The organism is Desulfofundulus sp. JL263-se (genome assembly GCF_056316025.1).
Genome location: NZ_CM149993.1, coordinates 1,888,429 through 1,911,033, shown reverse-complemented (window position 1 = coordinate 1,911,033; position 22,605 = coordinate 1,888,429). Strand labels below are relative to the sequence as shown.

Annotated in this window: 26 protein-coding genes; 2 read left to right on the top strand and 24 right to left on the bottom strand. The window is 57.0% G+C overall.

Going from position 1 to position 22,605, the window contains the following annotated elements:
- Positions 1 to 18: 18 nt before the first annotated feature.
- From ACX4JR_RS09775 to ACX4JR_RS09715, 13 genes are all read right to left on the bottom strand, one after another.
- Positions 19 to 2,151: a hypothetical protein gene (locus tag ACX4JR_RS09775; RefSeq protein WP_476057886.1), complete on the bottom strand. Its 2,133-nt coding sequence runs from the start codon at positions 2,149 to 2,151 to the stop codon at positions 19 to 21.
- 417 nt (positions 2,152 to 2,568) lie between these two features.
- The gene (locus ACX4JR_RS09770) at positions 2,569 to 4,101 is read right to left on the bottom strand and encodes a hypothetical protein (protein WP_476057885.1); all 1,533 of its coding nucleotides are present in this window, start codon (positions 4,099 to 4,101) and stop codon (positions 2,569 to 2,571) included.
- Between the two features lie 158 nt (positions 4,102 to 4,259).
- The gene (locus tag ACX4JR_RS09765) at positions 4,260 to 4,862 is read right to left on the bottom strand and encodes a hypothetical protein (protein ID WP_476057884.1); all 603 of its coding nucleotides are present in this window, start codon (positions 4,860 to 4,862) and stop codon (positions 4,260 to 4,262) included.
- A 4-nt stretch (positions 4,863 to 4,866) separates the two neighbouring features.
- A complete protein-coding gene (locus tag ACX4JR_RS09760; protein WP_476057883.1) occupies positions 4,867 to 5,826 on the bottom strand; it encodes an ADP-ribosylglycohydrolase family protein in 960 nt (319 codons plus the stop codon).
- A complete protein-coding gene (locus tag ACX4JR_RS09755; protein ID WP_476057882.1) occupies positions 5,823 to 6,161 on the bottom strand; it encodes a hypothetical protein in 339 nt (112 codons plus the stop codon). Before ACX4JR_RS09755 ends, ACX4JR_RS09760 begins: the two co-directional genes overlap by 4 nt.
- Complete coding sequence (locus tag ACX4JR_RS09750) at positions 6,109 to 6,957, bottom strand: PHP domain-containing protein (RefSeq protein WP_476057881.1); 849 nt, start codon at positions 6,955 to 6,957, stop codon at positions 6,109 to 6,111. The genes ACX4JR_RS09755 and ACX4JR_RS09750 overlap by 53 nt, the downstream gene beginning before the upstream one ends.
- A gap of 4 nt (positions 6,958 to 6,961) precedes the next feature.
- Complete coding sequence (locus ACX4JR_RS09745) at positions 6,962 to 7,135, bottom strand: hypothetical protein (protein ID WP_476057880.1); 174 nt, start codon at positions 7,133 to 7,135, stop codon at positions 6,962 to 6,964.
- Between the two features lie 50 nt (positions 7,136 to 7,185).
- Complete coding sequence (locus ACX4JR_RS09740) at positions 7,186 to 8,199, bottom strand: DUF4417 domain-containing protein (RefSeq protein WP_476057879.1); 1,014 nt, start codon at positions 8,197 to 8,199, stop codon at positions 7,186 to 7,188.
- Positions 8,187 to 8,804 (bottom strand): ParB/RepB/Spo0J family partition protein, encoded by a 618-nt coding sequence (locus tag ACX4JR_RS09735; RefSeq protein WP_476057878.1) that lies wholly within the window; start codon positions 8,802 to 8,804, stop codon positions 8,187 to 8,189. Before ACX4JR_RS09735 ends, ACX4JR_RS09740 begins: the two co-directional genes overlap by 13 nt.
- A gap of 17 nt (positions 8,805 to 8,821) precedes the next feature.
- Positions 8,822 to 9,229 carry a stage V sporulation protein S gene (locus ACX4JR_RS09730; RefSeq protein WP_476057877.1) on the bottom strand — a complete coding sequence of 136 codons (408 nt, stop codon included), beginning with the start codon at positions 9,227 to 9,229 and terminating at the stop codon, positions 8,822 to 8,824.
- 46 nt (positions 9,230 to 9,275) lie between these two features.
- Entirely contained in the window at positions 9,276 to 9,818 is a 543-nt protein-coding gene (locus tag ACX4JR_RS09725; protein WP_476057876.1) for a Holliday junction resolvase RecU, read from the bottom strand.
- On the bottom strand, positions 9,781 to 10,680 hold the full coding sequence (gene nrdG, locus ACX4JR_RS09720) for an anaerobic ribonucleoside-triphosphate reductase activating protein (RefSeq protein WP_476057875.1): 900 nt from the start codon (positions 10,678 to 10,680) through the stop codon (positions 9,781 to 9,783). The genes ACX4JR_RS09725 and nrdG overlap by 38 nt, the downstream gene beginning before the upstream one ends.
- A 121-nt stretch (positions 10,681 to 10,801) precedes the next feature.
- Positions 10,802 to 11,008: a PIN domain-containing protein gene (locus tag ACX4JR_RS09715; protein ID WP_476057874.1), complete on the bottom strand. Its 207-nt coding sequence runs from the start codon at positions 11,006 to 11,008 to the stop codon at positions 10,802 to 10,804.
- Positions 11,009 to 11,159: 151 nt separating this feature from the next.
- Between ACX4JR_RS09715 and tnpA the strand changes: the two genes are divergently transcribed.
- On the top strand, positions 11,160 to 11,561 hold the full coding sequence (tnpA, locus tag ACX4JR_RS09710; protein WP_476057873.1) for an IS200/IS605 family transposase: 402 nt from the start codon (positions 11,160 to 11,162) through the stop codon (positions 11,559 to 11,561).
- Positions 11,558 to 12,628 carry an RNA-guided endonuclease InsQ/TnpB family protein gene (locus tag ACX4JR_RS09705; RefSeq protein ID WP_476057872.1) on the top strand — a complete coding sequence of 357 codons (1,071 nt, stop codon included), beginning with the start codon at positions 11,558 to 11,560 and terminating at the stop codon, positions 12,626 to 12,628. The genes tnpA and ACX4JR_RS09705 overlap by 4 nt, the downstream gene beginning before the upstream one ends.
- Before the next feature lie 103 nt (positions 12,629 to 12,731).
- Here the strand turns inward: ACX4JR_RS09705 and ACX4JR_RS09700 are convergent, their stop codons facing one another.
- The 11 genes from ACX4JR_RS09700 to ACX4JR_RS09650 form a co-directional block, all read right to left on the bottom strand.
- On the bottom strand, positions 12,732 to 13,022 hold the full coding sequence (locus ACX4JR_RS09700) for a PIN domain-containing protein (RefSeq protein ID WP_476057871.1): 291 nt from the start codon (positions 13,020 to 13,022) through the stop codon (positions 12,732 to 12,734).
- On the bottom strand, positions 13,015 to 14,082 hold the full coding sequence (locus ACX4JR_RS09695; protein ID WP_476057870.1) for a helix-turn-helix domain-containing protein: 1,068 nt from the start codon (positions 14,080 to 14,082) through the stop codon (positions 13,015 to 13,017). The genes ACX4JR_RS09700 and ACX4JR_RS09695 overlap by 8 nt, the downstream gene beginning before the upstream one ends.
- A gap of 84 nt (positions 14,083 to 14,166) precedes the next feature.
- Positions 14,167 to 14,448 (bottom strand): metal-dependent hydrolase, encoded by a 282-nt coding sequence (locus ACX4JR_RS09690; RefSeq protein WP_476057869.1) that lies wholly within the window; start codon positions 14,446 to 14,448, stop codon positions 14,167 to 14,169.
- The gene (locus ACX4JR_RS09685; protein ID WP_476057868.1) at positions 14,448 to 14,663 is read right to left on the bottom strand and encodes a hypothetical protein; all 216 of its coding nucleotides are present in this window, start codon (positions 14,661 to 14,663) and stop codon (positions 14,448 to 14,450) included. Before ACX4JR_RS09685 ends, ACX4JR_RS09690 begins: the two co-directional genes overlap by 1 nt.
- Positions 14,664 to 14,679: 16 nt before the next feature.
- Positions 14,680 to 15,360 carry a hypothetical protein gene (locus ACX4JR_RS09680; RefSeq protein ID WP_476057867.1) on the bottom strand — a complete coding sequence of 227 codons (681 nt, stop codon included), beginning with the start codon at positions 15,358 to 15,360 and terminating at the stop codon, positions 14,680 to 14,682.
- Positions 15,361 to 15,759: 399 nt separating this feature from the next.
- Positions 15,760 to 16,761 (bottom strand): IS3 family transposase, encoded by a 1,002-nt coding sequence (locus ACX4JR_RS09675; RefSeq protein ID WP_476057866.1) that lies wholly within the window; start codon positions 16,759 to 16,761, stop codon positions 15,760 to 15,762.
- A gap of 2 nt (positions 16,762 to 16,763) precedes the next feature.
- Positions 16,764 to 17,057, bottom strand: coding sequence for a transposase (locus ACX4JR_RS09670; protein WP_476057865.1), 294 nt, complete (start codon positions 17,055 to 17,057; stop codon positions 16,764 to 16,766).
- A gap of 100 nt (positions 17,058 to 17,157) precedes the next feature.
- Entirely contained in the window at positions 17,158 to 17,355 is a 198-nt protein-coding gene (locus ACX4JR_RS09665) for a hypothetical protein (RefSeq protein ID WP_476057864.1), read from the bottom strand.
- Positions 17,356 to 17,416: 61 nt separating this feature from the next.
- Positions 17,417 to 19,147: a DEAD/DEAH box helicase gene (locus ACX4JR_RS09660; RefSeq protein ID WP_476057863.1), complete on the bottom strand. Its 1,731-nt coding sequence runs from the start codon at positions 19,145 to 19,147 to the stop codon at positions 17,417 to 17,419.
- On the bottom strand, positions 19,110 to 21,128 hold the full coding sequence (locus ACX4JR_RS09655; protein WP_476057862.1) for a bifunctional DNA primase/polymerase: 2,019 nt from the start codon (positions 21,126 to 21,128) through the stop codon (positions 19,110 to 19,112). The genes ACX4JR_RS09660 and ACX4JR_RS09655 overlap by 38 nt, the downstream gene beginning before the upstream one ends.
- On the bottom strand, positions 21,100 to 22,515 hold the full coding sequence (locus ACX4JR_RS09650; protein WP_476057861.1) for a DnaB-like helicase C-terminal domain-containing protein: 1,416 nt from the start codon (positions 22,513 to 22,515) through the stop codon (positions 21,100 to 21,102). Before ACX4JR_RS09650 ends, ACX4JR_RS09655 begins: the two co-directional genes overlap by 29 nt.
- Positions 22,516 to 22,605: the final 90 nt, after the last annotated feature.

Genomic DNA, 22,605 nt, shown 5'->3' with positions numbered 1-22,605 from the left:
GCCCGAAACAAGCGCCGCTCACCTAACTTGGACCACCTCTCCCACCGGCCTTCCTCCAAGCTCCTTCACCCCCACCTTGGCGAAGGACGCCAGCACTTTCTGCCGGTCGGCCTCTGAGTTTACAAAAATGTACCGCGGGGCGTGTTCGCCCAGCAAGTCTATGCCGTTCTTGAACATCACCTGGCCGCCCCAGCCGCTGAAATTTGATTTCCATGACAGGAGCTTGTCAATATCCTTTGTCCGCCCGGACTCTTTGAAATGGCTGTCAGACGGGTTAGTGGCCCCAAAGTCATCCCCCTTGGTAGCAAACCAGTCCGAGCGGGTGAGAAGTACCTCCGGGTCCCACACAATATCAAAATCATCTTGTTTTTGAACGGGGCGCATAAAGGTAAAAGCGTACGCCGCCCCGCCGGTCTTCATGTCATCTTTCGAAGAAACCCCTTTGTGCGATATTCCCATCCGGTACCGCGTCTCCGTGGCCGCGAGCACGCCGCCGCTCTCTATTACCCGGCAGAGTATGCCGGCCTTGCCTGAATCGCCCGCGCCCTCAATGCGGTGGACAATCCGGTAGCCCTTTGTCTTCTGCCGTACTTCTTCCGGCTTCAAATCAAAGCGGTTCCAGAAATGAAACCCCTTCTGCCTCGAAGTCGCGCCGGGCTCCGGCCGGTATGTGGGGAGCTTGTCCAGCCCTCCCGGGGCGAGGCCCAGCTTTTTCTCGAAGAACCTCTTCAGGAGCCGGGTCTTCTCCGCGAGCAAGGCCCGCTGGTTCTGGAGCACCAACTCTTTGGCCAGGGCGAGTTTTTCTTCTTCGCCCAGGCCGTCCGCGCCGCCAAGAGCCGCCAGAAGCTTCGCCTCCTGCTTCATTTCCAGGGCCTCCAGCCTCCGGCCAATAGCCCTGTATTCCGGGTCTTTCTCGTACCCCTGCGCCCAGATGTTGCGCTCCAGGTACATAACCTCCGCCTCCGCCGCGGTGGCCGGCGGCTCGGCGTGAAGGTGGAGCATTTTCAGCTTCTGTAATGCCTCCCGGCCGTCTTTTACTCCCTGCGGGGCAATTACTTCCAGGGTCCCCCGCAACGAGAACGGCACCGACTTGTCGTTAGGGTGGTACACGGCCTGGTAGCCGTCACCCAGGTCTATGGCGTATTCCACGCCGTAAAAGCTGCTGGTTTCGCGGCCGCCGTCCCACGTGACCGCGCCTCCCGATTCGGCTGCCTTGATCCGCGATCCGGTGCGCTTTTTGGCCGGCAGGCCTTCCCCCTTGCCCGACGGGACGACAACCTCCTCTTCAACCTCGACCAGCTGGGGGGCGAAGTACTGCTTGACGAAGGGAGCCTTGGTCTTGCTGGCCACTGCGGACTCCACCGCCTTGAGCTGATCCAGGTAGTTTTGCACCATGGCCTGGTTTTTTTCATCCTGCACGATACCCTGCAGTTTTTCGAGTTTGTCCCTCAGTTCCGCCATCCCTTTCAGCGTGTGGTCCGGAATGACATTGTCCTTACCCTCACCCGTGTGGTAGTTGACGCTCTTGGCCACCTTCAGGAGCTGGGCGAACAGGCCTTCCTTTTCGTCCAGGAAAAGGGGCGCTTCCTTTTCCACCTGACGCTTCACCTTCATGACGTGGGAGCCTTCAAGGTCCAGGGCGTCCAGAAGTTTGCCTTCGGACTCTTCCCGCAGTTTACCGAAAAGCACCGTGCGGGCTTTGGAGGGGTCTCCGCCGGGATCTTGGAACACGGTAGCCGTCAGCGTCTGGTCCTCTATGTCTGGCCCGGCGACCAGGAAAGGCCGCCCCAGCGGGCCGGCCTCCTCCACGCCGTTCCAGAAATCCTCCCTAACGGGGCTGGCCTCCAGGAGCCAGTCCGGCGTTTCCGGCGGGGCCGCGGGGGAGACGGGCCCTGCCGGCACCGGTTCCTCCTTCGCAGAGTCCGAACCGGGAGAAGGAAGAGCATCCCCACCGCCTGCCCCGGATAGCCCGGAACCGTTTTCCGCGGGACCTCCCAAAAGCCCGAGCTCTGCGGCTTTCGCCTTGGCCCCGGTAACTAATTGATCCGCACTTATCTCGCCGCCCAGGAATGCGGCGTACTTTTCGTCCCACCAGGCCCAGAAGGGATTGTCCGCGGGGACGGTGTCAATGAATTCCATGTCAGGCGGCACGGGCGCCTTCCCGCCGGCCACGAGGCCGGCCAGCTCTTTCTTGGCGGTTTCTTCGTCGGCGGGGTGAAAAACGGTCTGTATCGCCAGCGGTGTCGGTATGCCGAGTTCTTTCGCTTTTTCGTTGGCCAGGAGGTACATCTCAGCGGCGCTTATCTCACCCTTTTTGAAAATGTTATTATATTTCTCGGCGCTCCACTGCCAGAAAACGCTCCATGAAGAAGGGGCTTCCTGGGCCGGAATCGCCGGGGGCTCTGCCCCTCCGGGGACTTCTCCGGCAGTTAGCGCGGGGGCGATGCCCGCTCCTGCCCCGGCCGCGAAGCCGAAAACGCTATTCTTCTTTTTTGTTCCGCCACCCATGTCAACCACCTCAGCTGCAAGACCCTTATCCTTTGACTTTGATTATCTTTGATTATGCGGTCATGAGAAATCTACTTCTACTCCCAGGGCCTTGCCGAAAAACTCCGCGAAGTCTTTACGAAGGTTGTCCTTCCGCTTGCACGCCCGGCGAATGAACTCCTCGGCCACCTCGTTATCCACCGGCTCATGCCCGAGGCGCTGTGCCGCCAGGTTTTTCATCCGCTCCCACCAGGCGACCTTGTCCTTTGACGGGGACTTCAGTGCCGCGTCCACCACCGGGCGGAGCATTTCGCGGTACTCCTCATCCGGGATCTTCTCAAATGCCTCAATCACCGGGAGGGCGTCATAAGGATTGATTTTTACCTTACCTGCCTTTGCCGCCCGGTAGAGGGCGTAGTAGACGGGCTCCTGGGAGCCGTGCACCTTGTTGGGGTGGTAGTCCAGGGAGAGCCTGTCCTCCCCGAAATATTTGAACGCCTGGCCCTTGTCCACTCCTACCACCGCGCCGCCCGGTGTAACAACAAAATTGTCATGCTTTGCATCGTGTTCGGAGAGCGCCCAGGAAAAGACATGTTCCCGCACCAGTGTCCGCACCTGGGCCGGGGAATACTTGGTGGGGTCGGGCCCGAGTTTCTTGGCGTCTTTGATGAACAGCTGAATGCTCCCCTTCCCCTTGGAAGTTTCCGTTACGTACACGTCCACGGCAGGTTGGCCCACGCGGCGCGCTATCCGGGAGGCCGCCGACTCGGCCTCGGCCACCGCGCCCCCGGAGTACTTGTCCGGTTTGAAGAGCCACTCCCGCCCCTTCTGGTCGGCGTATATGTACTTCGTATGGACGCCGCCCAGGTCTTTCGCCTCCTGCTTGAACGAAAACGTCAGAGTTTTGAATTCATCTGCCCCAACCCGGGGGACTTCTTCTTTAACCTTTTCGAAAAAGCGGAGCACGTCCAGGATGCCTTTCGCCTTCTGGGAGAACTCCGAAATGCCCAGTTTCAGGTTGGCCACGCCGTTTTTCAGGGACTCCCGGGCCTTCTGTACGAGCGCGGCCGGATCCAGTGTCACCGGCGGGGTGAGGGCCGCCGCGCCGTCCGGGGTCACGCCGGCCACCACGAAGTCCTCCGCGGCCTTCTCCTTCTCCTCCGCTTCCGCCTGAACTTCTGGTGGGAGTTCCTGGAAGTCGTGTTCCGCATTTTCGTTGATTTTTTCAACTGTCTCGGTCCCGTCCGGGTAGGCGGGGTTGACCGCAGCCTTCAGCTCCGGCGAAGCGCCGGTAATCCCGCCGCCCGCCGACAGGACGGCGTGCTTCAGGCCCTTCTTTTTGCCTAGGCCGACCAGGGTAGTTTCAGGCCAGGAGGACACCACCTTCGCGGCCCCCGCGGCCACCTTGGGAGCTGCAGGCCCGTAGTAGTTTCCCCCGTACCCCTTCGAAACCGCCTGGGAGAGTGCCTGGTAGCCCGCCAGGTCGGGCGTGAAGCCCCCTCCCGCCGCGGACACGTCCGGCGCGGCGGACGGTGCGATGCCGGCCCCGCCGCCGAAACCCGCACCACTGCCCAACCCTGCCGCGCTGTGTTTCTTTTTACCGCCGCCGCCCATGCAGGATCACCTCACTTACGTTAATTCTCCTGGCTCGGTTTAAACCCACGCCATGATATGGACCTTGCCGCTTTACCTTTTTTCATAGCGTCTTGACCTTCAAGAAAAAAAAGACCGGACAACCGGTCTTCTTGATTTTTTTGTGCGAAATCTGTTCCTTACGAAGAAACCGGCGAGGGCAACTCCGCCCCGGTCTCGCCCGCCGCCTCCCATATTTGCATCTGGTGCATGGACTCCTGGACGGCGATCTCCCCGAAGTACCGCCAGAAGTTCATCCCGGTGACGGGAACGATGAGTTCCGGCATCCTGTCTCCATCCTCGCCCATGATCCGGGCCGCCTCCCTCTCCATGGCCTCCCGGTCGTCCGGGTCCACTACGACGCGCTCGACGACCCCCACGTCGTTGGTTACGCCGTTGCAGCCTTCCTCTACCCAGTACTGCAGCGCGCCGAGCATGTCCTGCGGCTCGATGCGCCGGAACACGCCGGGCCAGGTCTTGCCGAGCCGCCAGTCGGGGTACTCCCCCAACTCCTCATTGAACTCCGGCCTCGCACCGGCCTTGTAGAAGTGCGTCGGCACCTCCGCCCACGCCCACCGGCCGTCTTCCAGGACAACTACGAACACCGTCGGCCAGATGGGAGGCATTGCCCCCGGAGCAGGGGTTTCCAGGAAACGGTATATGGTGAGTTTTTCCCCCGCGCGGAACTTGTAGGCTTTCATTTCATCCTCAGTAAAAAACGGGGTATTTATCCTCATGCCCACGGTACTACCTCCTTTCTTGCTTCCGCGCCAATTGAACCAGGCCGGCCGCCGCTTTATCCAGCCTGTCCCTCTGTTTATCGTTGAATTTCTCCAACCACCGTTGCGGAATTGCTTCGTAGCCGTGCAAAACCCCGGCCAGACCGCCAGTGACCGCCCCCACTGTATCGGCATCCCCGCCCAGGTTGACGGCGGTCACCACGGCATCTTCAAAAGAAATTCTCGTGAGCACAGCCCACAAGGCACACCCCAGCGTATCCAAGGTGTAGCCGGTAGGGCGCAGCTCTCCTTCGGCCTTTCCTGACAGGTTTTCAACCCGGGCAACAATTTTCTCTGCTGGTTCCCGCATGGATGGCGGCACCGTCTCGAAAAAACCAACCCGTGCCTCCTCAAAGGCCGCTAATGGATCCTCCGCACCATTAATAAATCGCTGTGCAATTAGACAATACAAGAAGCATGTCAGCCCGGCTTCCGGGTCCCAGTGGGTCATCCTAGCGATCTCCATCGTCCGCATGTAGAGGTCCGCGTCTTCTTCATAAACGAACGCCAGGGGGAGCGTCCGCATGAGCGCCCCGTTGCCGGCGGTCATCCCCGTGCGGGCGTGGACTTCCTCCGCCGCCCGGTGCCAGTCCTTCAGGCGGCCGTAGGTGTGGAATACCGCGCGGGTCGTGCTCCCGATGTCCGGCGGGTTCGTGGCCCGCCAGCGGAGGAAGGCTTCGCCGATGTGCGGGACGGGACTTTCTGGATCTTTCATAACACCTTCGGCGACGGCCAGCGTCATCTCAGTGTCGTCCGTCCACTCCCCGGGCTGGAGATTTAACCACCCGCCCCCCACGATGTCGCGAAGCTCGCTGTAACGTGCGCGGATTTCCTCTTTACCCATAAATTCCAGGGTGGCGCCCAAAGCGTCTCCCACTGCGACGCCGTACAATCCGCCCCTGATTTTGCCGGCTAAATTACTGGTCATCTGGCACTCACCTTCTCTTCCACCGGCGCGTTCTCCTGAACCTTGAACAGCCCGGCCAGCGTCTTTTCCACCTCGGCAGCGACCTGCCCCTCGGTAATCTTGTCCAGAGCTTCCAAAGGAATGCATCCCTGGATTTGGATAGCGACAAATACCTTTGGCTCAGCGCATTTCTTTTTACATTTGCTGCCGTAACACTTCTCAGTGTGCACAAAAGTCCTTAACCGGGGGGGCATGGGAGAAAGTACCTGGTCAGTCAAATAAAGAATTTCGTCCCGCTCGTGCTTACTTATATAGCATTTCGGCACCATATCTACTCCCTTCCGGCATAATTTCATCCAGCCCCCACCACCAGGGGTCGTCTTCCGCGCCCCAAAGCGGCTCAACTGCTGTCTCTTTTTTTCTTGCCCTTCTTTTTCTCCGCCGCTTTGCTTTCCGCTCCAATGCCGCCTCCGCCTCTTCCGGCAAAACCAACCCTTTTTCGACCAGCCATGTCACCGGCACCTCAGCAGCGTATCTATCCAGGCACCAGACGTCCAAAAACCTTGTCATCCCGTACCAGTGCCAATCCGTACCGGCGGTCTGCAGCACGAACCTCTCCCGCCACCTTGAACGCCTCCCGAGCCACCGCGCGGCGTCAAAATTCCCGTTCATCCGGTTCCGCACTTCAACCCCGTCCAGCCCCGCCTCAAGGCACCGGAGAAAAATCTCCGGCCCGCGCTCCCCCTCTCTTGCCGGGTGGGCCAGCACCGCCACCCCGCCCCGGGCGTGGACTTCTTCCACCGCGTCCCACGGGGTTAATGTGTTGGGCGGCAAGTCCTCCCTGATATTATAGGCCAGTACGTGGGCCCGCCAGCCGTTCCAGTTAGTGGTAAGCTCTACACCGGGAATAACGATGATATCAAGTCCCGCCTGCTCCGCCACCCTTTTCGCGAACCACCCCGAAGCGGCACAGTCGTGGTCGGTGACCGCAACTGCATCGATATCCCGCTTCGCCGCCGCAGCCAGAAATTCCGTAATGTCATCGGCGTCCCGCTGCGCCGGCACGCGGGGCGAAGTGAAGCTGCAGTAGTAGCGGTCCGCCAGGGGGTGGGTGTGGAAGTCAACGCGTAAAGTTTTTCTCTTTGCGGCCAAAATATTACCTTCTTTCCCGTTCAGTGAACCCGACAAGTTTCCCGCCGCGCCGGAGGTAAGCTATGTAGTTCCGAAAAATTTCTGAGATAGTTGTGTCCCTGTCAACCGCCAGGCGGCGGATAAACCGCCAGTCGTCCTCGGTGAGCCGTACCTGGATAGCTTTGACCTTCTCTGACATACATAATTCCTCCAAACCTTATTTCATGCTTGCATTATATCATGCTTGCACTACATTGTCAAGGTTGGAGAGAGATTTTTGTAAAAAAGTTCAATATTTCTTTTGAACAGTTCTGAAGCCTTCCCGTACTCATACTCATTCTTCTTTGCTCCTAAGAGCCTCCCGTGCTGAGCTCGTGCCTGGATTTCCCGGCTCACAAAAACCACCCGGGGCAGTACCTTTCCGGACGTAATGATTCTGTCCGGGCGGGAAAGGCCGTTAAGAAATACGGTCACCCTAGCCCCGAGTTTCTGTCCCAAATACTCAAGTCCGGCAATCATAAACGCCCAGTCTTTTTTCGTTTGGTAAGTTTGGACGTTGACGGCCACGGCGGGGATTCCCAAGTCCTCTATGCAGTCGCACCAGCGCTCCAGATCCCTTTTCGTCCACCAGTACACGTTGGGCGCGACCGGGACGCTCAGGGATGCGAGCCGCACGGCCGCGAGGAGGCTGCGCCGCATGTTAATCATATGCTCGAAGCGCGGGTGCTCGCCGTAAACGCTGTAGTTCGGCCCCAGGACCAGGTCGAAGCCCGCCTCCGCCACCCGCTCCCAGAGGCGAGAGCGGAACTGCTCGGTCCAGATTCGCTCGATCAGCTCGTCGGGACCAAACATGTGGAGCACAACCTTTTTGCCGTGCGGCAGGCCCAGCACATCGCGGGCCGTGCGGCCGCGCCACCTCGGGCGAAGCCCCCTGCCCGTTTTTGAGAACACCCGGGAAGCTCCCACGGCATACGCGGGCCAGTCCGCCGCGGCGTCGTACTCGGCCATGCGGTAGCCGTCCATTTCGGGGATTACTGGAGGCAGGCCCTCCGGGAGGGGCGGCCAATGCAATTTGGGTATATTCAAGTCAAGGGTGCCGCCTACGTCTTTTAGCCACAGGTCAACGTCCTCCCGGCGGCGGCAGCGCACCGAGCAAGACGAACACGGTCTGGCGCACCCGGCGTAATTACACTCCGGGTGGCACCCCCCGCAGAAGCTGTAAAACTGGCAGTTGTCACAGTCGCAAACGGTTAGCGAAGCCATTTTCTGATCCCCTTTCCCGGAGAAATTCCCAGTACTGAAAGTACGTCGTCCCAGGAAGGAGCACCCCCGTTTTTTGTCATTGCCAGCCGGGCGCGGTAAAGCCCGGCAGCCATTTCATACGGGGTCAGCGACGCCCGCCGGGAGTTTTCCTCCAGCTGAAACGCCGCGCGCACCTCCCCGGGGAGCGGCGGGTACACCAGGCACCGGGCCGCCTTGAAATGGGGGTTGCCGGGCCAGCGCTGCCGCCCGAGGAGCATGGCCCGGTGGCGGCGCTCCCCGGCGATAATGATGTACGGCCTCCCCGTCTTAGCGTTCTCCTCAACAACCAACGGCTCTATCAGCCCCACCCGGGCGATGCTCGCGGCTAGCTCCAAGAGGCCCTTTTGAGAAAAATTACGCCGCGGCTGGAGCGGGTCAGCCTGGATGTCGTCCGGGGACACCAGGCGGAACTCGGGGCAGAGGTCCCCGGTGCCGGGAAAGGGCGCGATTTCGCAAGGGGGCCCCGTATCCGGAGCGGGGGCAGGTTCGGGGGTGGGCCACATGGGGCCGAAATCCAGGGATAGCTGGAGAGACTCGCCGTTGCGGCCCCTACCGCACCCGGACATACCGGTTCACCTCCCCGCTACGCGGAACTTTTACCGCGGCCGGGGGAGTGCCTCGAGAACTCCCCCGTCAGCAGGACGGCAACGGGACCCCTGCCCAGGTCCACATCCCCTACCTTTACCCGGGCATCTCCCCCGTTTTTCAAAGTAAATGCCTGGGCCAGCCCCAGGGCCAGGAGGAGCCTGGCCAGCGCGGGCTCTCCGGAGGCGGTCACCTCAACGTCACGCCCCCCGGCCAGCGCCTTCGCGAGGGAGCCGGCCACTTTCTCCGGGTCGGAGGAGGCGGCTACCCGGGTGTGAAATACACCGGTTTTCCCGCGGCGGGACGCTCCTGCCGGAGAAGCTATTCCGGAACGGCTTCTCCGGGAGGGGGCGAATATGGGTCTATATTTAGTTTGCCGGTGGTCTTTGAGTTCGTTACCGAGCATTAATTTTTTAACCCCTTTCTGTTCTTATCGACTTTTCATCCCCACCCTACGGGAGGGGACTTCCCAACGGGAAAGTTAGAAAATCTAAGTACTCCAAAAACCTCACTTCCACCAACCCCTCTTCTCCGGCTCGCACTGATGCCGGGCCGGTCTTACTCTTCCACGATGTCCAGCGCTTCTCCAGTTCCGGGAAGGGCAGGACGAAGAACCTTTCCACCTCCCAGAAACCTAACAGAACAAATGAAAAAGCGCCGGTTGCGGCGCAGTCTTTCAAGAACTCAAATTGGTGGGGCTCCAGTTTTGACAGTGACCAACGAAGGCCCCTGTTGACTTCTTTGGCATCAAAAGCCAGAGGGAGTGGGCCGGAAGGCAGGAGGACGTGGCCCAGAAAGTCCACGGCCGCCTTTTTCTCTACTTTTGCCGAAATAATTTTTCCCTTATGCCCGCGAATAGGCAGCCACTCAGTGGGGACTTTGTGAATGACTGCCTTTTTCCGGGCGCGGTAATGTTCATTGGCCGTGATAATCAAATCTTCCAGAGCACGGCCACGGTTAGCCTGCCCCTTGTAAATCGCGCTTCTTTTCTGCACTGCCCTGCAGCTCCTTACCTTGATGGAGCCGGACGTACGACTCCGGAAGTGACAACCCTGCGCAAGTATCCGGCAATTTCCAGAGCACGACCCGTCCTTTCTTCAAGGTGCGCTGCGCGTCGATGATCCGCTGGTTCGCCGACCCGCGAAAGGGAAGCGACTTGTCGGCCTGAGCCTGGACAAACCGCCCGTCCACTACAACATCAGTAAGTGTTAACAATTCGTGGACTTCGGGATTTGGGTTGTTGATCAACTCTTCCCACGTGTACCCCGTGTAGACCCACAAATCCAGTCCCAGGTTTTTGATGTGCCGGGCTATTTCAACCAGCGGGGCGGCCTGGCAGAAAGGCTCGCCGCCGGAAAAAGTCACTCCCCGGATAATAGGACTCGATGGAATTGCGGCCTTTACCTCGGCAACGTCTACTTCAGTGCCGCCGCTGAAATCCCAGCTACCCGGATTGTGGCACCCCGGGCAGCGGTGCGGGCAACCCTGAACAAAGAGTACGTCCCGGAGGCCGGGGCCGTCGACCACTGATTCATAGTAAAGGCCGTTCACACGAAGGGTGATGCCGGTCTCCTTGAAAGCATCCAGAGACTTCGAAAGATTCAGGTGCACCACCCGGTCTCGCAGCTCCGCCTTTTTTGCACTGTTCCAGTTGTCCACCTCGGCCAGGTAACCGGTAATCCGGCGCACACGGCGGATGGGGGACTTCTCAACGGTGCGGACCTCGATTTCTTCACCATCAACGGTCAGCGTAATTCTCGCCACATTTTTGCCCTGTTTTCGGAATGATTCAACTTCCTGGGCCACTATTTCGTCAACTTGTTCTTGTGCGATGTCGCCGTTGACTTGGATTTGCATTGTATCCCTTCCTTTGCCCCAAAATTTCCTCAAACCAAGTTTTTTGTTTTCTCTGTTCGTCAGAAAAGTGGAACATCCAAGATCAAAAAAAAACTGATACATATGATCAGTTCCCTGTCAATCAACTACTCCATGCTTTTATACGTTTTTCACATTCTTTTTTAGGTAATCGCCGGCCTTTTTTTAGCATTTCTAACAAGGCAGCTGCAGCTTGATATGGTGAAATTATTTGAATGCGTACCATCTCATCTAATAACCATAATGTGCCGCGTACTTTAACTCCTTCCGCTGCAGCCGCTTTCCGGAGATTTTTGTCGCCGGTAAGCAATTCTATCGAAATCCGCCCAGAGGACACCCGCCTCTACAGGCGGGTAGTGAATGGGCGGCCAGGCTATAAAGCCTGGCAATTTGTTTGTTGTTTGCTAAAAGTTACTGTATAATATAATCAGTAACTAATTAATGAAAGTGTTGATATAATTATGAAACTGGATAGCAATTACCATTCAGTGTTTAAGTTAACTTATCATCTTGTCCTGGTAGTCAAGTACCGCCGAAAAGTGATCAACAAACAAATTGCGGAACGGATCAGGGAAATCGGCGAATATATCGCACCAAACTACAACATTACATTTTTGGAATTCAACCACGACCATGATCACGTACACATACTTTTTAGTGCCCATCCCAACAGCGCCTTGTCCAAATATATCAACGCCTTTAAAAGTGCCTCATCCCGGCTAGTTAAGAAAGAGTTTCCGGAAATCAGGAAATATCTCTGGAAAGAGTATTTCTGGTCCCGTAGTTTTTGTCTCTTAACCACCGGGGGAGCACCGACTGAAGTAATTAAAAAATACATCGAGTCTCAGGGTGAGAAGAGATGATAATCGTCCACCGGTTCCGCATTAAACCGACCAAAGAGCAGGAGCAGAAGTTATTCCAAACTCTCACCCTTTGCCGCAAGCTGTATAACGCAGCCCTGAAACAAAGGGAAATCTGCTACCGGCAAAGAGGTAAATCGCCTTCCTGCACTTCACAAAAAAATGAACTGCCGGCGTTAAAAAAAGAATTGCCGGAATATAAACAAGTTAACGCCCAGGTATTACAGGACTGCCTGCAAAGGTTGGATAGTGCGTTTGACCGATTTTTCAAGGGGCTGGCCGGGTATCCCCACTATAAAGACCGTTATCATTATCGTTCTTTCACCTACCCACAAGCGGATAAGCAGAACCATTTTAAAAAGTCGGGCTATATTTACTTACCGAAGATAGGGTACGTTAAAATGAAAGCGCACTTTGCATTTGATCCGGCAAAGGTCAGCCGGATCAATATTAAATACCACAACGGCAAGTGGTACGTTAATCTTACCTCGGAAATTCAAGAAACCGAGGCAGTAGAAATTATAAACAAAGTTGGTATTGACGTTGGGTTATTAACCTTTGCCGCGCTTTCCGACGGCAGTAAAATCGACAACCCCAAATACTTTCGCAAATCCGAGAAGAAACTGGCCCGGTTGCAAAGGCGGCTTTCCCGCAAGAAGAAAGGTTCAAACAACCGAGGGAAGGTTAAAGCTAAAGTGACCAGGCTGCACGATAAAATTGCTAACCAGCGCAGAGACTTCCTGCACAAGACTTCCTACGACATAGTCAAAAAATATGATTTAATTGCCGTGGAAGACTTAGCTGTTAAGAACATGATTAAAAATCGCCATTTAAGCAAGAGCATTGCCGATGCCGGTTGGGGCAAGTTTGTGGACTACCTGGAATACAAGTGCTTAAAATACGGTAAGACATTTGTAAAAGTCCCGCCCGGTGGTACGTCCCAGACCTGCGTGTGCGGTGCTCATGTACCCAAGGACCTGAGCGTCCGGGTGCATAAGTGCCCAGTATGCGGCCTGATTGCTGACCGAGATGTGGTTTCGGCAATGGTGATACTGCAAAGAGCAGGTTAAGTTTTCATTGCTTCAGTAGGGCTGGAAGCACCCGAACTCACGCCTGCGGAGATTGCGTAAGACCCATGCGGCTGCGGTCGATGAACCAGGAAGCTCCCGCCTCTCAGCGAAGCGTAGGCGGGAGAGGCTTCACAGTTAGTTCTTTAGCCAATACCAATGCAAAAAGGTCATTGATGGAAGGTTTTCGATATTTTTGAGCCAAGGCAGCCACTTGAACTACCAGACTTCCCGGCATTTCTTTTTTTACCAAACCCAACTTGAGCAAATCATTCCCCTTAGGCTCTTCCAATTCCATAACAATGACATCAGGGGCAACAAATCTCAAAGGCAATTGGAAAACTGGCTTGAGAATCTTACCGCAGTACAAATCAATCCAAATATTCGTATCAGTCACAAATATGAGCCGGGAAGCCATTATGATGCGCGGCAACCTCCTCCCATAACTTGCTCAAAGGCTTGCCCAACAGTTCCGATGCACGTGTTTCAGAAATAAGATCTTCTTGCAAAGCCTGTATAATCAGCCTTTGAAAACGTGTCGGGACTTCTGGAGGCAGCTGGTCACCTGGCTCTTGATAATGCCAGCCTTTAACACGGAAATTTTTAAATATTTGTGCCGCTGCTTGAGCTGATATTATTCCCAAGTCTTTTGCCCGGTAAATCCATGCCTGCATACTGATTCCGTATTTGTGTTTCAATAAATGCAATTCGTACAGGCTTAATTTGCTCCTTTTTTCACCTAATTCAAAGCGCACAAGCGGTTCTGGTACGAGAAATGCCCCAGCAAACCGGTGAGCAGCTTTTTCTTTATCGACCGCACCTGCCGGCTGCAGTACCAAATGACCCAGTTCATGAGCCACATTGAACCGCTGCCGATCTCCCGGCAAATCTTTCTTTACCACGATAACAGGAATCCGGTCATTTGCTATCAATACACAGGCGTCAAATTTTGAATCTCCTTCTATCCACCCAATTTTAATGCCCTTGTCTTCAAGCAATTCAACCAGATTTTCTATCGGATCCAGTCCTAAGTTCCAGGCCTCCCGCAGTTCCTGTGCCACGCGCTCTACATCACTCAATGTTTTTACCTGAGTATTCAAACCCTGCGGTATAACGAAATGGGGAATGCGTTTGCGGGGAAAAAATTTTTCTACTTCCAAATATCGCTCAAGCCAATCCTGGACCCGTCCTTGTAAAATTAATTCACTTTTTTTCGACATTGACTTGAACTTACGATATTGCGGCACGGAAAGCGTCACGTTAATTGGGCGTAAAAAATATTCCACTTTTTTATCTAATGCCTGCGCCAACCGCAATAATACAGCTGAACTGGGCACATTTATTCCACGTTCGTACTTCGAAATAGCTTGGGGGCTGATACCAGCGCGCCTCGCCAATTCACGCATGCTGAAACCGGCAGCGGTACGCGCGGATTTGATACGCTCACCAATGCTCATTACATCCCTCCTTTCTTTGAGGAAGGTTTACATTTTTATAAAATATTATACCATTTGTCAACCTAATTGCAAGTTCTGTAAAAATCATTCAAAGTTCTTAATAGAACATTCCCCAAATCCCCCTAGACATAGACTTCCTTGGCGGTTCTCATTAGCCGCAACCAGGCCGTGCACCACCCCGCAGTGCCCGAAACTTACCCGCACCACCGTAGATAGCACGGGGGCCCGGCGCCCGGCGTAGCTCCCCGGGTGGTCGAAGTCGGGCAAAAGCGCCGCTATGCCTGCTGCTGTAAGAGATACCGGATCGGGCCCGGCAACCATGTACCCGGCGGCCAGGCCCATTGCCAGGTGTGTGCGCCAGAGCATCAGGCACTCTCCTTTGCTGGCTGGGACTTATATCTTTCAACTGCCTGCGCTACCTTTCGCTGCCAGGCCGGGTCATCAGTATAAGCCCAGCACTTACCGTACCGCTCAAATGGGTACTTCCTGCTCTTAAGGACCTGGCACCCTATCACCCGGCCTTTGCGCCTTACTGCCTTATAGCATGTTTGGCAGGTCTGCTTCCAGATGGAAATAGACATCGCTAAAAAACCCTCCTCAAAAAGGAAGCGCCCCCTGAAATCCCGTCCTGGGAGCGCTCTCAAGATTTATCATGTATCTTACACGCGCTAATTGTTCCTCTTTTCTGCTAGCCGGCGCCAATCTCCGTTCTTTTGTAAACTTGCAAAGCCACCACGTAGTGTCGGCACTTGCAAAAGGAAATTGTCGAATTAACCCTTCCCGGGCGATACCCAGGGCGTGGAAGTGACCTCCCGGGCAGGCCGTGAACACCTGGGCGAACCACATTTCCTTTACCCGCAAGGGCAACCCGACAGTTCCGCCGAGACCGACCAAAGGATACCTGCGCACAAGCTGCCGGAGCAGGTCCCACGGCTCGCCGTAATGAAACACCGGCATCGGCGAGAACCCAGCCGCCTCCATGGCCGCCTGGTTGGCCGCGGTGGCAGCCGGATCCCCCACAACGTCCAGGTTGAAGTATTTCTTTATCCCGTGCCCCGCCAGCCAGTCCATGTACTCGTGGAGGCACACGCGGGCCCCACGCCTCCACATACTGAAAGCTCCGCTGTCGGCTATAACTTCAAACCCATATCTCCGGTACAACTCCCAGCACCTTGCGGAGGGCGGTTCCGCAAAACTCACCATCACCCGCCGGGCCCCGGCCCGCGCCAGGATATGGATGGCGTTGGGCCTATCCGCCCCGCTGAAGTATATCCTCATCTACCCCTCTCCCTCTGCCTCAAGCAAACCGCCCGGTTGCCGCCTCTGACTGCCTGCCCAAATCATTAAATATTCATAAAGGCATCTACGTCAAAGTTAACATTTTGATGCACTGTTTCTGAAAAATCAAGTAGATTCCCATAACAAAACACTAAACTAGGCAGGCAAACCCCTTCCAGTTTCCCGGAGGAGCGGCGGCCTTGACATCCACCCCGCATGTGGTATTTCATTTAATGCCGACGGGGCGGCTCCGGGGAATATGCCAGCACATTACCTCATACCCCGCCGGTCCATCCATTGTACCACATGCGGGGGTCCCGGCTGTCAAGGCTACCCTTGCGGCGCCGCCTGCTAACATGGGTTTTTACCTCAGGGGCTCACCAGGGAATATGCCTTTGACTAGGCCGCCGAAAGGGAGCGCATTTTTTGATATCTCTGCCTGTTCAATTCTTTCCTGCGCTCACAGGCCATTTGCAGCTGTTCTTTATACCTCTTTTTAATGGCCTTATCCCGGCCTGTGTACCTCTCGTAAGGTGTCACAAAACCAATACCCTGGTGCAGCCTCTCATGGTTGTAAAAATGAATAAATGATTCAATGTCTTGCCTGGCAGCCAAAAGGTTAGGGTATGTTTCCTTGAGGTAAACGCACTCGTACTTAAGGGTTTTGTGGAAAACCTCTATCCGCCCGTTGCTCTCCGGGTGCCGGTAGGCGGTGCGTATATGCCTGATGCCCAGGTCTTTGAGGAACTTCTTAAAGCTCTTGGACACCAGCTGGGTGCCGTTGTCGGAGACAAGTAATGGCTTGTTTTCTGACGTTATGAGGCCTTCCTTGGCTAGGGCCCCGTCCACTGTCTTTTTCACGTCGCCGGTGGTCATAGTGGCGCGCAGCTCTGCATTTACAATATACCGGCTGTAGCTGTCCAGCACGGATATGAGGTAGCCGTATCCACCGGCTATTGGAATGTAGGTGATATCAATCCTCCATACCTGGTTGGGACCGTCAGCTTTTATCTCGCGCTTTTGGACAGGCTTTTTCGGCGGATTGTAGGCCGCTATCAAGTTGGCCTCTTTTAAAACCCGGTATACGCTGGACGAGGATACATGAGCTATGTTCTTGCGGCGCAGGTCGTAAGCCAACTTGCGGTGGCGATATTCCGTCTTTAAAGCGTATTTGATGATTTTGTCTTTTTCCTCGGGCAGCAGGGCATGGGGGCGCAGGGGCTTTTTGCCGGCCACCGGGCTGCCTTCTTCCATACGCTTGCGCCAGCGGTAGCAGCGGTCGGGGTTAAGCCCCAGTACCCGGCATGTCCTGGCTGCCGGCCAGGGGGTATTTTCAATGATTTCTATTAGTTCTTGCTGCTGTTCAGGAGATATCCAATGCCCTTTCAGGTCATGAGGCAAGCCTAGATCCCGTTTTTTTTAAGCAGCTGGTTCTCTATGGTCAGTTCAAGGAGGGCTTTTTCAAGACGTTCTTTTTCCTCTTTGAGGCTTTTTATTTCAGGGTCGTTCTTTTTCTTTCCATTTTCTTTGAGGCTAGCAATGGCACCGTCCATTACCTTTTCCCGCCAGCGGTAGTAGTCCGAGTGGTAGATCCCGTAGCGGCGGCATATTTCGGCTACCGAGGTGTCACCTCTCATGCCTTCAAGGACGATCTCGAGTTTTTCCTGCGGGGTGAATTTGCGCTTCTTTTTACCCATGGTTTGGTTCCACCTTCCTTAGTATTGTTTTATCAAAAGGAAGGAGGCCTGTCCAATTTAGTGTCCATTTTTTGGGATCTACGTCACCCGTTGTGAAACATTATATTTGACTCTCCTGTTTTTTATCTTTTTGTTCGGGTATTTTCTGTCTCCGAATGTTTAAAGTAATTTCAGGACGGATTTTTCGGGCAATGAGAAACAAAGGAATGGAGAAAACCAAAACTGATACGAACAGAAACAGCAAAGCTAAAACCGGCACTCCTACAGCTATCCCCAAAATAGTAGAAAAAATATCCATACGCTTACCCCCTGTGCTATCTATCTAATCAAGTATGCTGCTCACGCCTCTGTCTTTTTTATCACCCAATCACCTGCTTCAAACGCGCTATTCTTCTAGACGCCTCGTATCTGGTAAGCCCTTCCTCCCACGCGCCGGCCTGTTTTAAAAAATATTTCTGCCTCGCAGTAGGCGCTTTAAGCATTTCGTGAAGTTTCCAGGCCGTAATGAGGTCTGACGCCTCACCGCGCGTTTCTGGCGGGTTAAAGTTTTTCAGACCTTTTTTTGCCATAAACCTGGATATCAATTTCAGCTGCCCCTCGCTCGGAGGCAAACTGCGCCACCCGGCGTCATCACGCAAGAGCTTGGGACTCCCTATCCTGGCCGCTTCGTTCTCCGCCGCGCCGAACACGTACCCCCGGTCGGGACCTTCAGCCAGGACTTTTACACCGGCCATGCCTTCTTTATTGAAATCCTTGCGGACCGCGCGCCAAACGCCGTTTTTCCGGTACACAAGGAGGGCTACGTTAACATCGGAAGCGTAAAGTGCCATGCCGTTCATCACTTTAACCCAGCCGAAGCCGGTCAGAAGTCCTACGGTTTTTTCCACGCCGGCGTAAAGGGTAATGTTGCGGGACTCCCTTTCACTGCTTCCCTCTCCTGTCTTCCGCTCTTTCTCTTCGGGCAAATCCCGGCCATCCAGGGAGGCCAGAGTAATTAGTTTGTGCCGCTCACTGTTTCCAACTACATCCAGGACAAGGCAGTCGGCCTTGCCGGCCCACGGGGCGGGGCGCAGCCCACGGCCCGCAGCTTGTTGGTAAAGGGCGCGCGACTTCGTGGGGCGGGCCATGAGGATGCACGAGACTTCCGGGACGTCAAACCCCTCTGTGAGTACCTGGGCATTTGTCACTACACGGATATCCCCGTCCGCGAAGCGCCGTAATATTTCGCGCCGCTCCGCTTCCGGAGTCTCACCCGACACGGCCTCCGCCGCGACACCCATCCCGCGCAACGCTTCGGCGAGGTCCACCGCCATCTTGACCGAGGGCGTGAACGCAACAGTAAGGCGATTCTCTCCTTTTTCGACCCATGCCCGCGCTATGGCTTCTAACACTTCCGGCGACTCCATAACCTTCGCCAGCGAATTATCGGTAAAATCCCCGGTTTTCTGATTAACGCTCGCCGCGTCCAGGTCTACCCCGACGTTAACAAGCACGCCGCGGGCGGGAACGAGGTAGCCCAGTTCAGTCAAGTAGCCGATGGTCAGGGCATGCACCACTTCATCAAATACGTGTTTTAGGCCCACTTTGTCCAATCGGTCGGGAGTGGCGGTCACCCCCAGGTGCATGCGCCCGCCGGTATCCTGGCCGGGAAGGAGGGAAAGGGCCTCGTAAATGCGCATATATGTGCGGGCCGCGGCGTGGTGCGCCTCGTCCGTTACCACCAGTTCCGGCAGGCCGTGCCGTATGTAAGCCTTCAGCCGCGCCTCCCGGCAAAGGGACTGAACGGAAGCTACGGTAATTTTCGAATCCACCTCGTTATGCGAGGCCTTTACCACGCCAATGAGCGGGGCGGCGTCCGGCCAGATCGTTAAAAGCTTGTCCCGCGCTTGCTGAATCAGTTCTTCGCGGTGGGCCAGGACAAGAGTGCGCACATCTGGATTTTTTCCAAAAGTTTTTTTGATCAGGCTGGACATAATTACGGTTTTTCCTGCTCCGGTGGGGTGCACCACCAGGGGGCGGAAAACGCCGCGCTTCCTGGCGCCATCAATTTTTTCAAGACATTCCTTCTGGTAAGGGCGTAGAGCTAACACGCGCACCAGCTCCCGGTTTCCAAAAGTTTTGCTCTACTCCGGACTTTCTCCTGATAGATATGCGCTCACCGGTCACCTCAACTACCTCATCCCCGGGGTGGAGAACCGCCGCCAGGCCGCACCGGTTCACGCCGTTTGGCGTGATTGCCCAGAGTTTCGATTCCCAGAGTTCTTCGCGCGCCCATCCCGCCGCCAGGGCTTCGGCCTCTATGCGGCTTATCTCCGCAACCACAGCATCCGGGATTTTGGGGGCCTTTTGCCTTCTTTTCTTGACAACGCCACCCCGCCATTTGCCGGCGACCCTGAGGAGCACCGGGCCGAGCCGGTCGAACTGCGCCTCCAGTACCTGTGCTTTTGCCGGCGGCAAGTCCCACACCTGCTCGAAACCGTCGAAAATGCCTTCGGTAAAATGAAAACCACCCTCTTGCCGGGAGGGGGAAAAACCAGGGGCAGGGCCGCTGTTGGAATCCTTTTCCTGGCTTTGCACAGCGCCCTCTGAGGCCCGATAATCCCCTTGCGAATATGAAACCACTCTGGGCGAATTTTCGACGTTTTTTGAGGTATTCTCGCGCGCCTGGGACATGGCAGCCCTAACCCGCTGAAGCGCGCTGTCAAGCGCGGCCCCGGCCCGGCGCAGTTCCTCAGGGTAACCCGCCTCGGCCCACCAGTAAGCCGCCTCGCACTGTTTTTCGGCGGCCCGGACTTCAGCCAGGAGGTCCGGGCGGTACCGGCTGGCCCAGGCTTCCAGCTCAAAGCGGGAAGGTGCATCTTCACTTACCACGGTGGGTGTTTGTTCTCCAGGCGGCTCTGGTTGCCGGAAAGTCGCCGGGACGTTGGGCGCAGCGGGCGGCGCCTCCCTCCGGGACGCCGCTTTTCTCCGTAATGTTTCCCACTTCTCCGTCATCCCGGCGTCTACAGAATCTCCCATATAAACCTGCTTTCCGGCCCGGAAGGGGTATATAAGCCAGGCCAGGCGGGATACCGCCTTTTTATCCAGCCCCGCCGTTTTAATGTCCCTGGCCCGGGCCAGCACATCTCCGGCGCCATCCGGGAGGCTCCCATCCCGGCGGAGAACTACCGCCGCCTTGCCCCGCCGAGCCGCATTCCGGGCAATTTGCCAGTCGGCAGTGAGCACCGCCGTCCCGCCGTCCCAGTCCGGGGGCACGAAAACCGGCCCGCCCGGCGGTGTTCGCGCCGGCTTTTTCGATTCCCGCCGGGCTACGCTCCGGACACATTTCCGGACTTCTTTTTCAGGTAGGGGCGGCCGGTTCCGCAAATTCCAGGCCAGAAGAAGGGCCAGCACCTCGCCCTCCGGGAGGCCCTTCCCGAGGAAATGCCCGGCCAGCCGGGTGCAGGCGTCGTCCCGCATGCCTTCCGGGACGCCGGCCAGGAGCTCTTCCACCCAACCCGGTTCCTGCGTCTTTCCGGGGCCGCGGGCTGTCTCCCTGCCGCGGCGCCCCCGGTCGGCAAGGAGATCCAGGAGCCATTCGGGGCACGGTGCGGGGGGCAGGTCGCCGGGACTGCGCCCTCTGGCCCACCGGTACCGCCTGCCGCTGGGGTGGACCGACGGCGGCGCCACCACGTAGCCCCCGTCGCCCCTGATATCCAGGCCCGCCACCCCGGCCAGGCCGGCGGCATTGGCCACCGGGCGCCCCGGGTGGGCAAGGTAGTAATGGTACCCTTTGCCCGTTATTACACAAGGTGTCGGCGGCAGCCCGCCGCGCTCGCGGACGGCCTGTACTGCGGAATCCCCGTCCAGGTCAACCACTACCAGGCCGCTGACCTCTCCGGTGACGACGCCGATGTTGTTCGCCGGGCGGGAAAACCATGCGCGGGCTTCGGCCTCCGTGACCCTGCGTGACTGGAACTCCTGCCAGGAGGTCAGGGCGGGGCGTTTATCCTGCCTGAGGGGGATTATGTTCCAGCCGCGGGCCAGGTAATCCAGCGCGGCGTCAAAAATTGGGTTCACCTGCTTCGTCAATTTCCGTTACCTCCCCAAAACGGCTCTTGGAGGTCAGCACCACCAGGGGGACTACGCCGGTCTGGCCGGTCACCCTGTTTTTCAGGATATGCAGCTCCACGCGTCGTTCCCGGCTTGACCCTGTAACTTCTTTGCTGTCTCCTTCCGCCTTTTCCCCGGATTCTGCTCCCTGGAGCCTCAGCATCACGTCCGCCGAGTACTCCACGTCTGAGCTTTCCCGGGCCGCCGCCATGCTCCCAGCGTCCTTGTAACTGGCCCGGTTCATGGCTGAAATGGCTATTACCGTGGCGTTCAGGCGGTTGCTGATTTCCCGCAGTCCCGCGATCACATACCCGATGCGGTGCCGCACTGCGTCCTGGTAGGCCCTGTCCTGCACGTTTCCAGCGGCGGTGTTCGCCATGAGTTGAAGGTAATCTACCACCACCATCAGGTGTTTGGCTTTCGTCCGGGCTTTCACCGCCGCCGCTTTCGCCCGGATATGTGCGCACGTAATATTCCCCGCCCCCCGGGTGGCGTCAAGCACCGCCATCCTCCCGCCCAGCGGGGCGAAGTCCTGCGCCGCTTTCTGTAACGCGGCGAAGTCCCCGTACCCGGCGGGGTAATCGTCCCACTTCAGCCCGGCATAGTTGCACCAGGCTTTCAGCACTAACCTCTGGGGAGGCTCCTCGTAGCTGACGAAGAGCACCGCCGTATCTTTTTGCCGGAGGAACTGCACGGCCAGGTGAAGCGCGAAAAAAGTTTTGCCGGTGCCCGGTGCGCCCAGGAGCGTCCAGAGGCCGGGGGCCACGCCGGAGAGCTTCCTGTCCAGGCCCGGCATGCCCGTAGGCGGGTAAAGCACCGCGCGGCCCGTCTCTTCCCTTGCCCTGCGGCACTCCGCCACCCATGAAAGAACCTCGCCTGCCAGGCCGGGGTCGGCGGCGAACACAAGCCGCCCGGCCTCAAGCTCCCTGACCGACTGCTCCGCCCGGGCAAGGGCCTCCCGGAGGTCGTTGAATATATCGTCGGCGGGCTTCGCCGGCAATTCCGCCCACGTCCTGGCCAGGGCCTCGGCAACCAGGCGCTTCCTGGCCAGTTCGGCCAGCTCGCGCGCCGCCTCGTCGAGGTCGAAATCCGGGGGCAGTTCGACCCCGGGCACGGCGGGGGGCGGCTCGTCCCTGGTGAAGGCGTCCAGCAAAGATGAATACGCCTCCCGGTGCGCGGGGAAAGCCGCCGGGGGCAGTAGGTCTACCAGTTCGAAGAACTTTTCCTGCCCGGCCCCGGCCAGCGCCGACAGAACGCGGGCTTCGAGCTCTGCATCTATGAATTGCTGGGCGGGGAAAGAAAACACAGGGACATCCAGCCTTTCTTTCCAGTGTGGCGGCCCCGCAGCCGAGACCGGGAGCCGCATCTATGTCAACCGCTGCCCGTAGAGACGGGAAGCGGGGAAATGAAATGCGTTAATCCATTAACTGGTTAATCAGGTAATATATACAACTTC

Excerpts from the sequence above, each read along its gene's own strand:
- ACX4JR_RS09680 (WP_476057867.1), bottom strand. The coding sequence starts at position 15,360 with ATGAGGATATACTTCAGCGGGGCGGATAGGCCCAACGCCATCCATATC.
- ACX4JR_RS09665 (WP_476057864.1), bottom strand. The coding sequence starts at position 17,355 with ATGGATATTTTTTCTACTATTTTGGGGATAGCTGTAGGAGTGCCGGTT.
- ACX4JR_RS09770 (WP_476057885.1), bottom strand. The coding sequence starts at position 4,101 with ATGGGCGGCGGCGGTAAAAAGAAACACAGCGCGGCAGGGTTGGGCAGT.
- ACX4JR_RS09755 (WP_476057882.1), bottom strand. The coding sequence starts at position 6,161 with ATGAAATTATGCCGGAAGGGAGTAGATATGGTGCCGAAATGCTATATA.
- tnpA (WP_476057873.1), top strand. The coding sequence starts at position 11,160 with ATGAAACTGGATAGCAATTACCATTCAGTGTTTAAGTTAACTTATCAT.
- nrdG (WP_476057875.1), bottom strand. The coding sequence starts at position 10,680 with ATGCAAATCCAAGTCAACGGCGACATCGCACAAGAACAAGTTGACGAA.
- ACX4JR_RS09670 (WP_476057865.1), bottom strand. The coding sequence starts at position 17,057 with ATGGGTAAAAAGAAGCGCAAATTCACCCCGCAGGAAAAACTCGAGATC.
- ACX4JR_RS09705 (WP_476057872.1), top strand. The coding sequence starts at position 11,558 with ATGATAATCGTCCACCGGTTCCGCATTAAACCGACCAAAGAGCAGGAG.
- ACX4JR_RS09690 (WP_476057869.1), bottom strand. The coding sequence starts at position 14,448 with ATGCTCTGGCGCACACACCTGGCAATGGGCCTGGCCGCCGGGTACATG.
- ACX4JR_RS09685 (WP_476057868.1), bottom strand. The coding sequence starts at position 14,663 with ATGTCTATTTCCATCTGGAAGCAGACCTGCCAAACATGCTATAAGGCA.
- ACX4JR_RS09695 (WP_476057870.1), bottom strand. The coding sequence starts at position 14,082 with ATGAGCATTGGTGAGCGTATCAAATCCGCGCGTACCGCTGCCGGTTTC.
- ACX4JR_RS09735 (WP_476057878.1), bottom strand. The coding sequence starts at position 8,804 with ATGTCCGGGTGCGGTAGGGGCCGCAACGGCGAGTCTCTCCAGCTATCC.
- ACX4JR_RS09740 (WP_476057879.1), bottom strand. The coding sequence starts at position 8,199 with ATGGCTTCGCTAACCGTTTGCGACTGTGACAACTGCCAGTTTTACAGC.
- ACX4JR_RS09730 (WP_476057877.1), bottom strand. The coding sequence starts at position 9,229 with ATGCTCGGTAACGAACTCAAAGACCACCGGCAAACTAAATATAGACCC.
- ACX4JR_RS09650 (WP_476057861.1), bottom strand. The coding sequence starts at position 22,515 with ATGCGGCTCCCGGTCTCGGCTGCGGGGCCGCCACACTGGAAAGAAAGG.
- ACX4JR_RS09745 (WP_476057880.1), bottom strand. The coding sequence starts at position 7,135 with ATGTCAGAGAAGGTCAAAGCTATCCAGGTACGGCTCACCGAGGACGAC.
- ACX4JR_RS09760 (WP_476057883.1), bottom strand. The coding sequence starts at position 5,826 with ATGACCAGTAATTTAGCCGGCAAAATCAGGGGCGGATTGTACGGCGTC.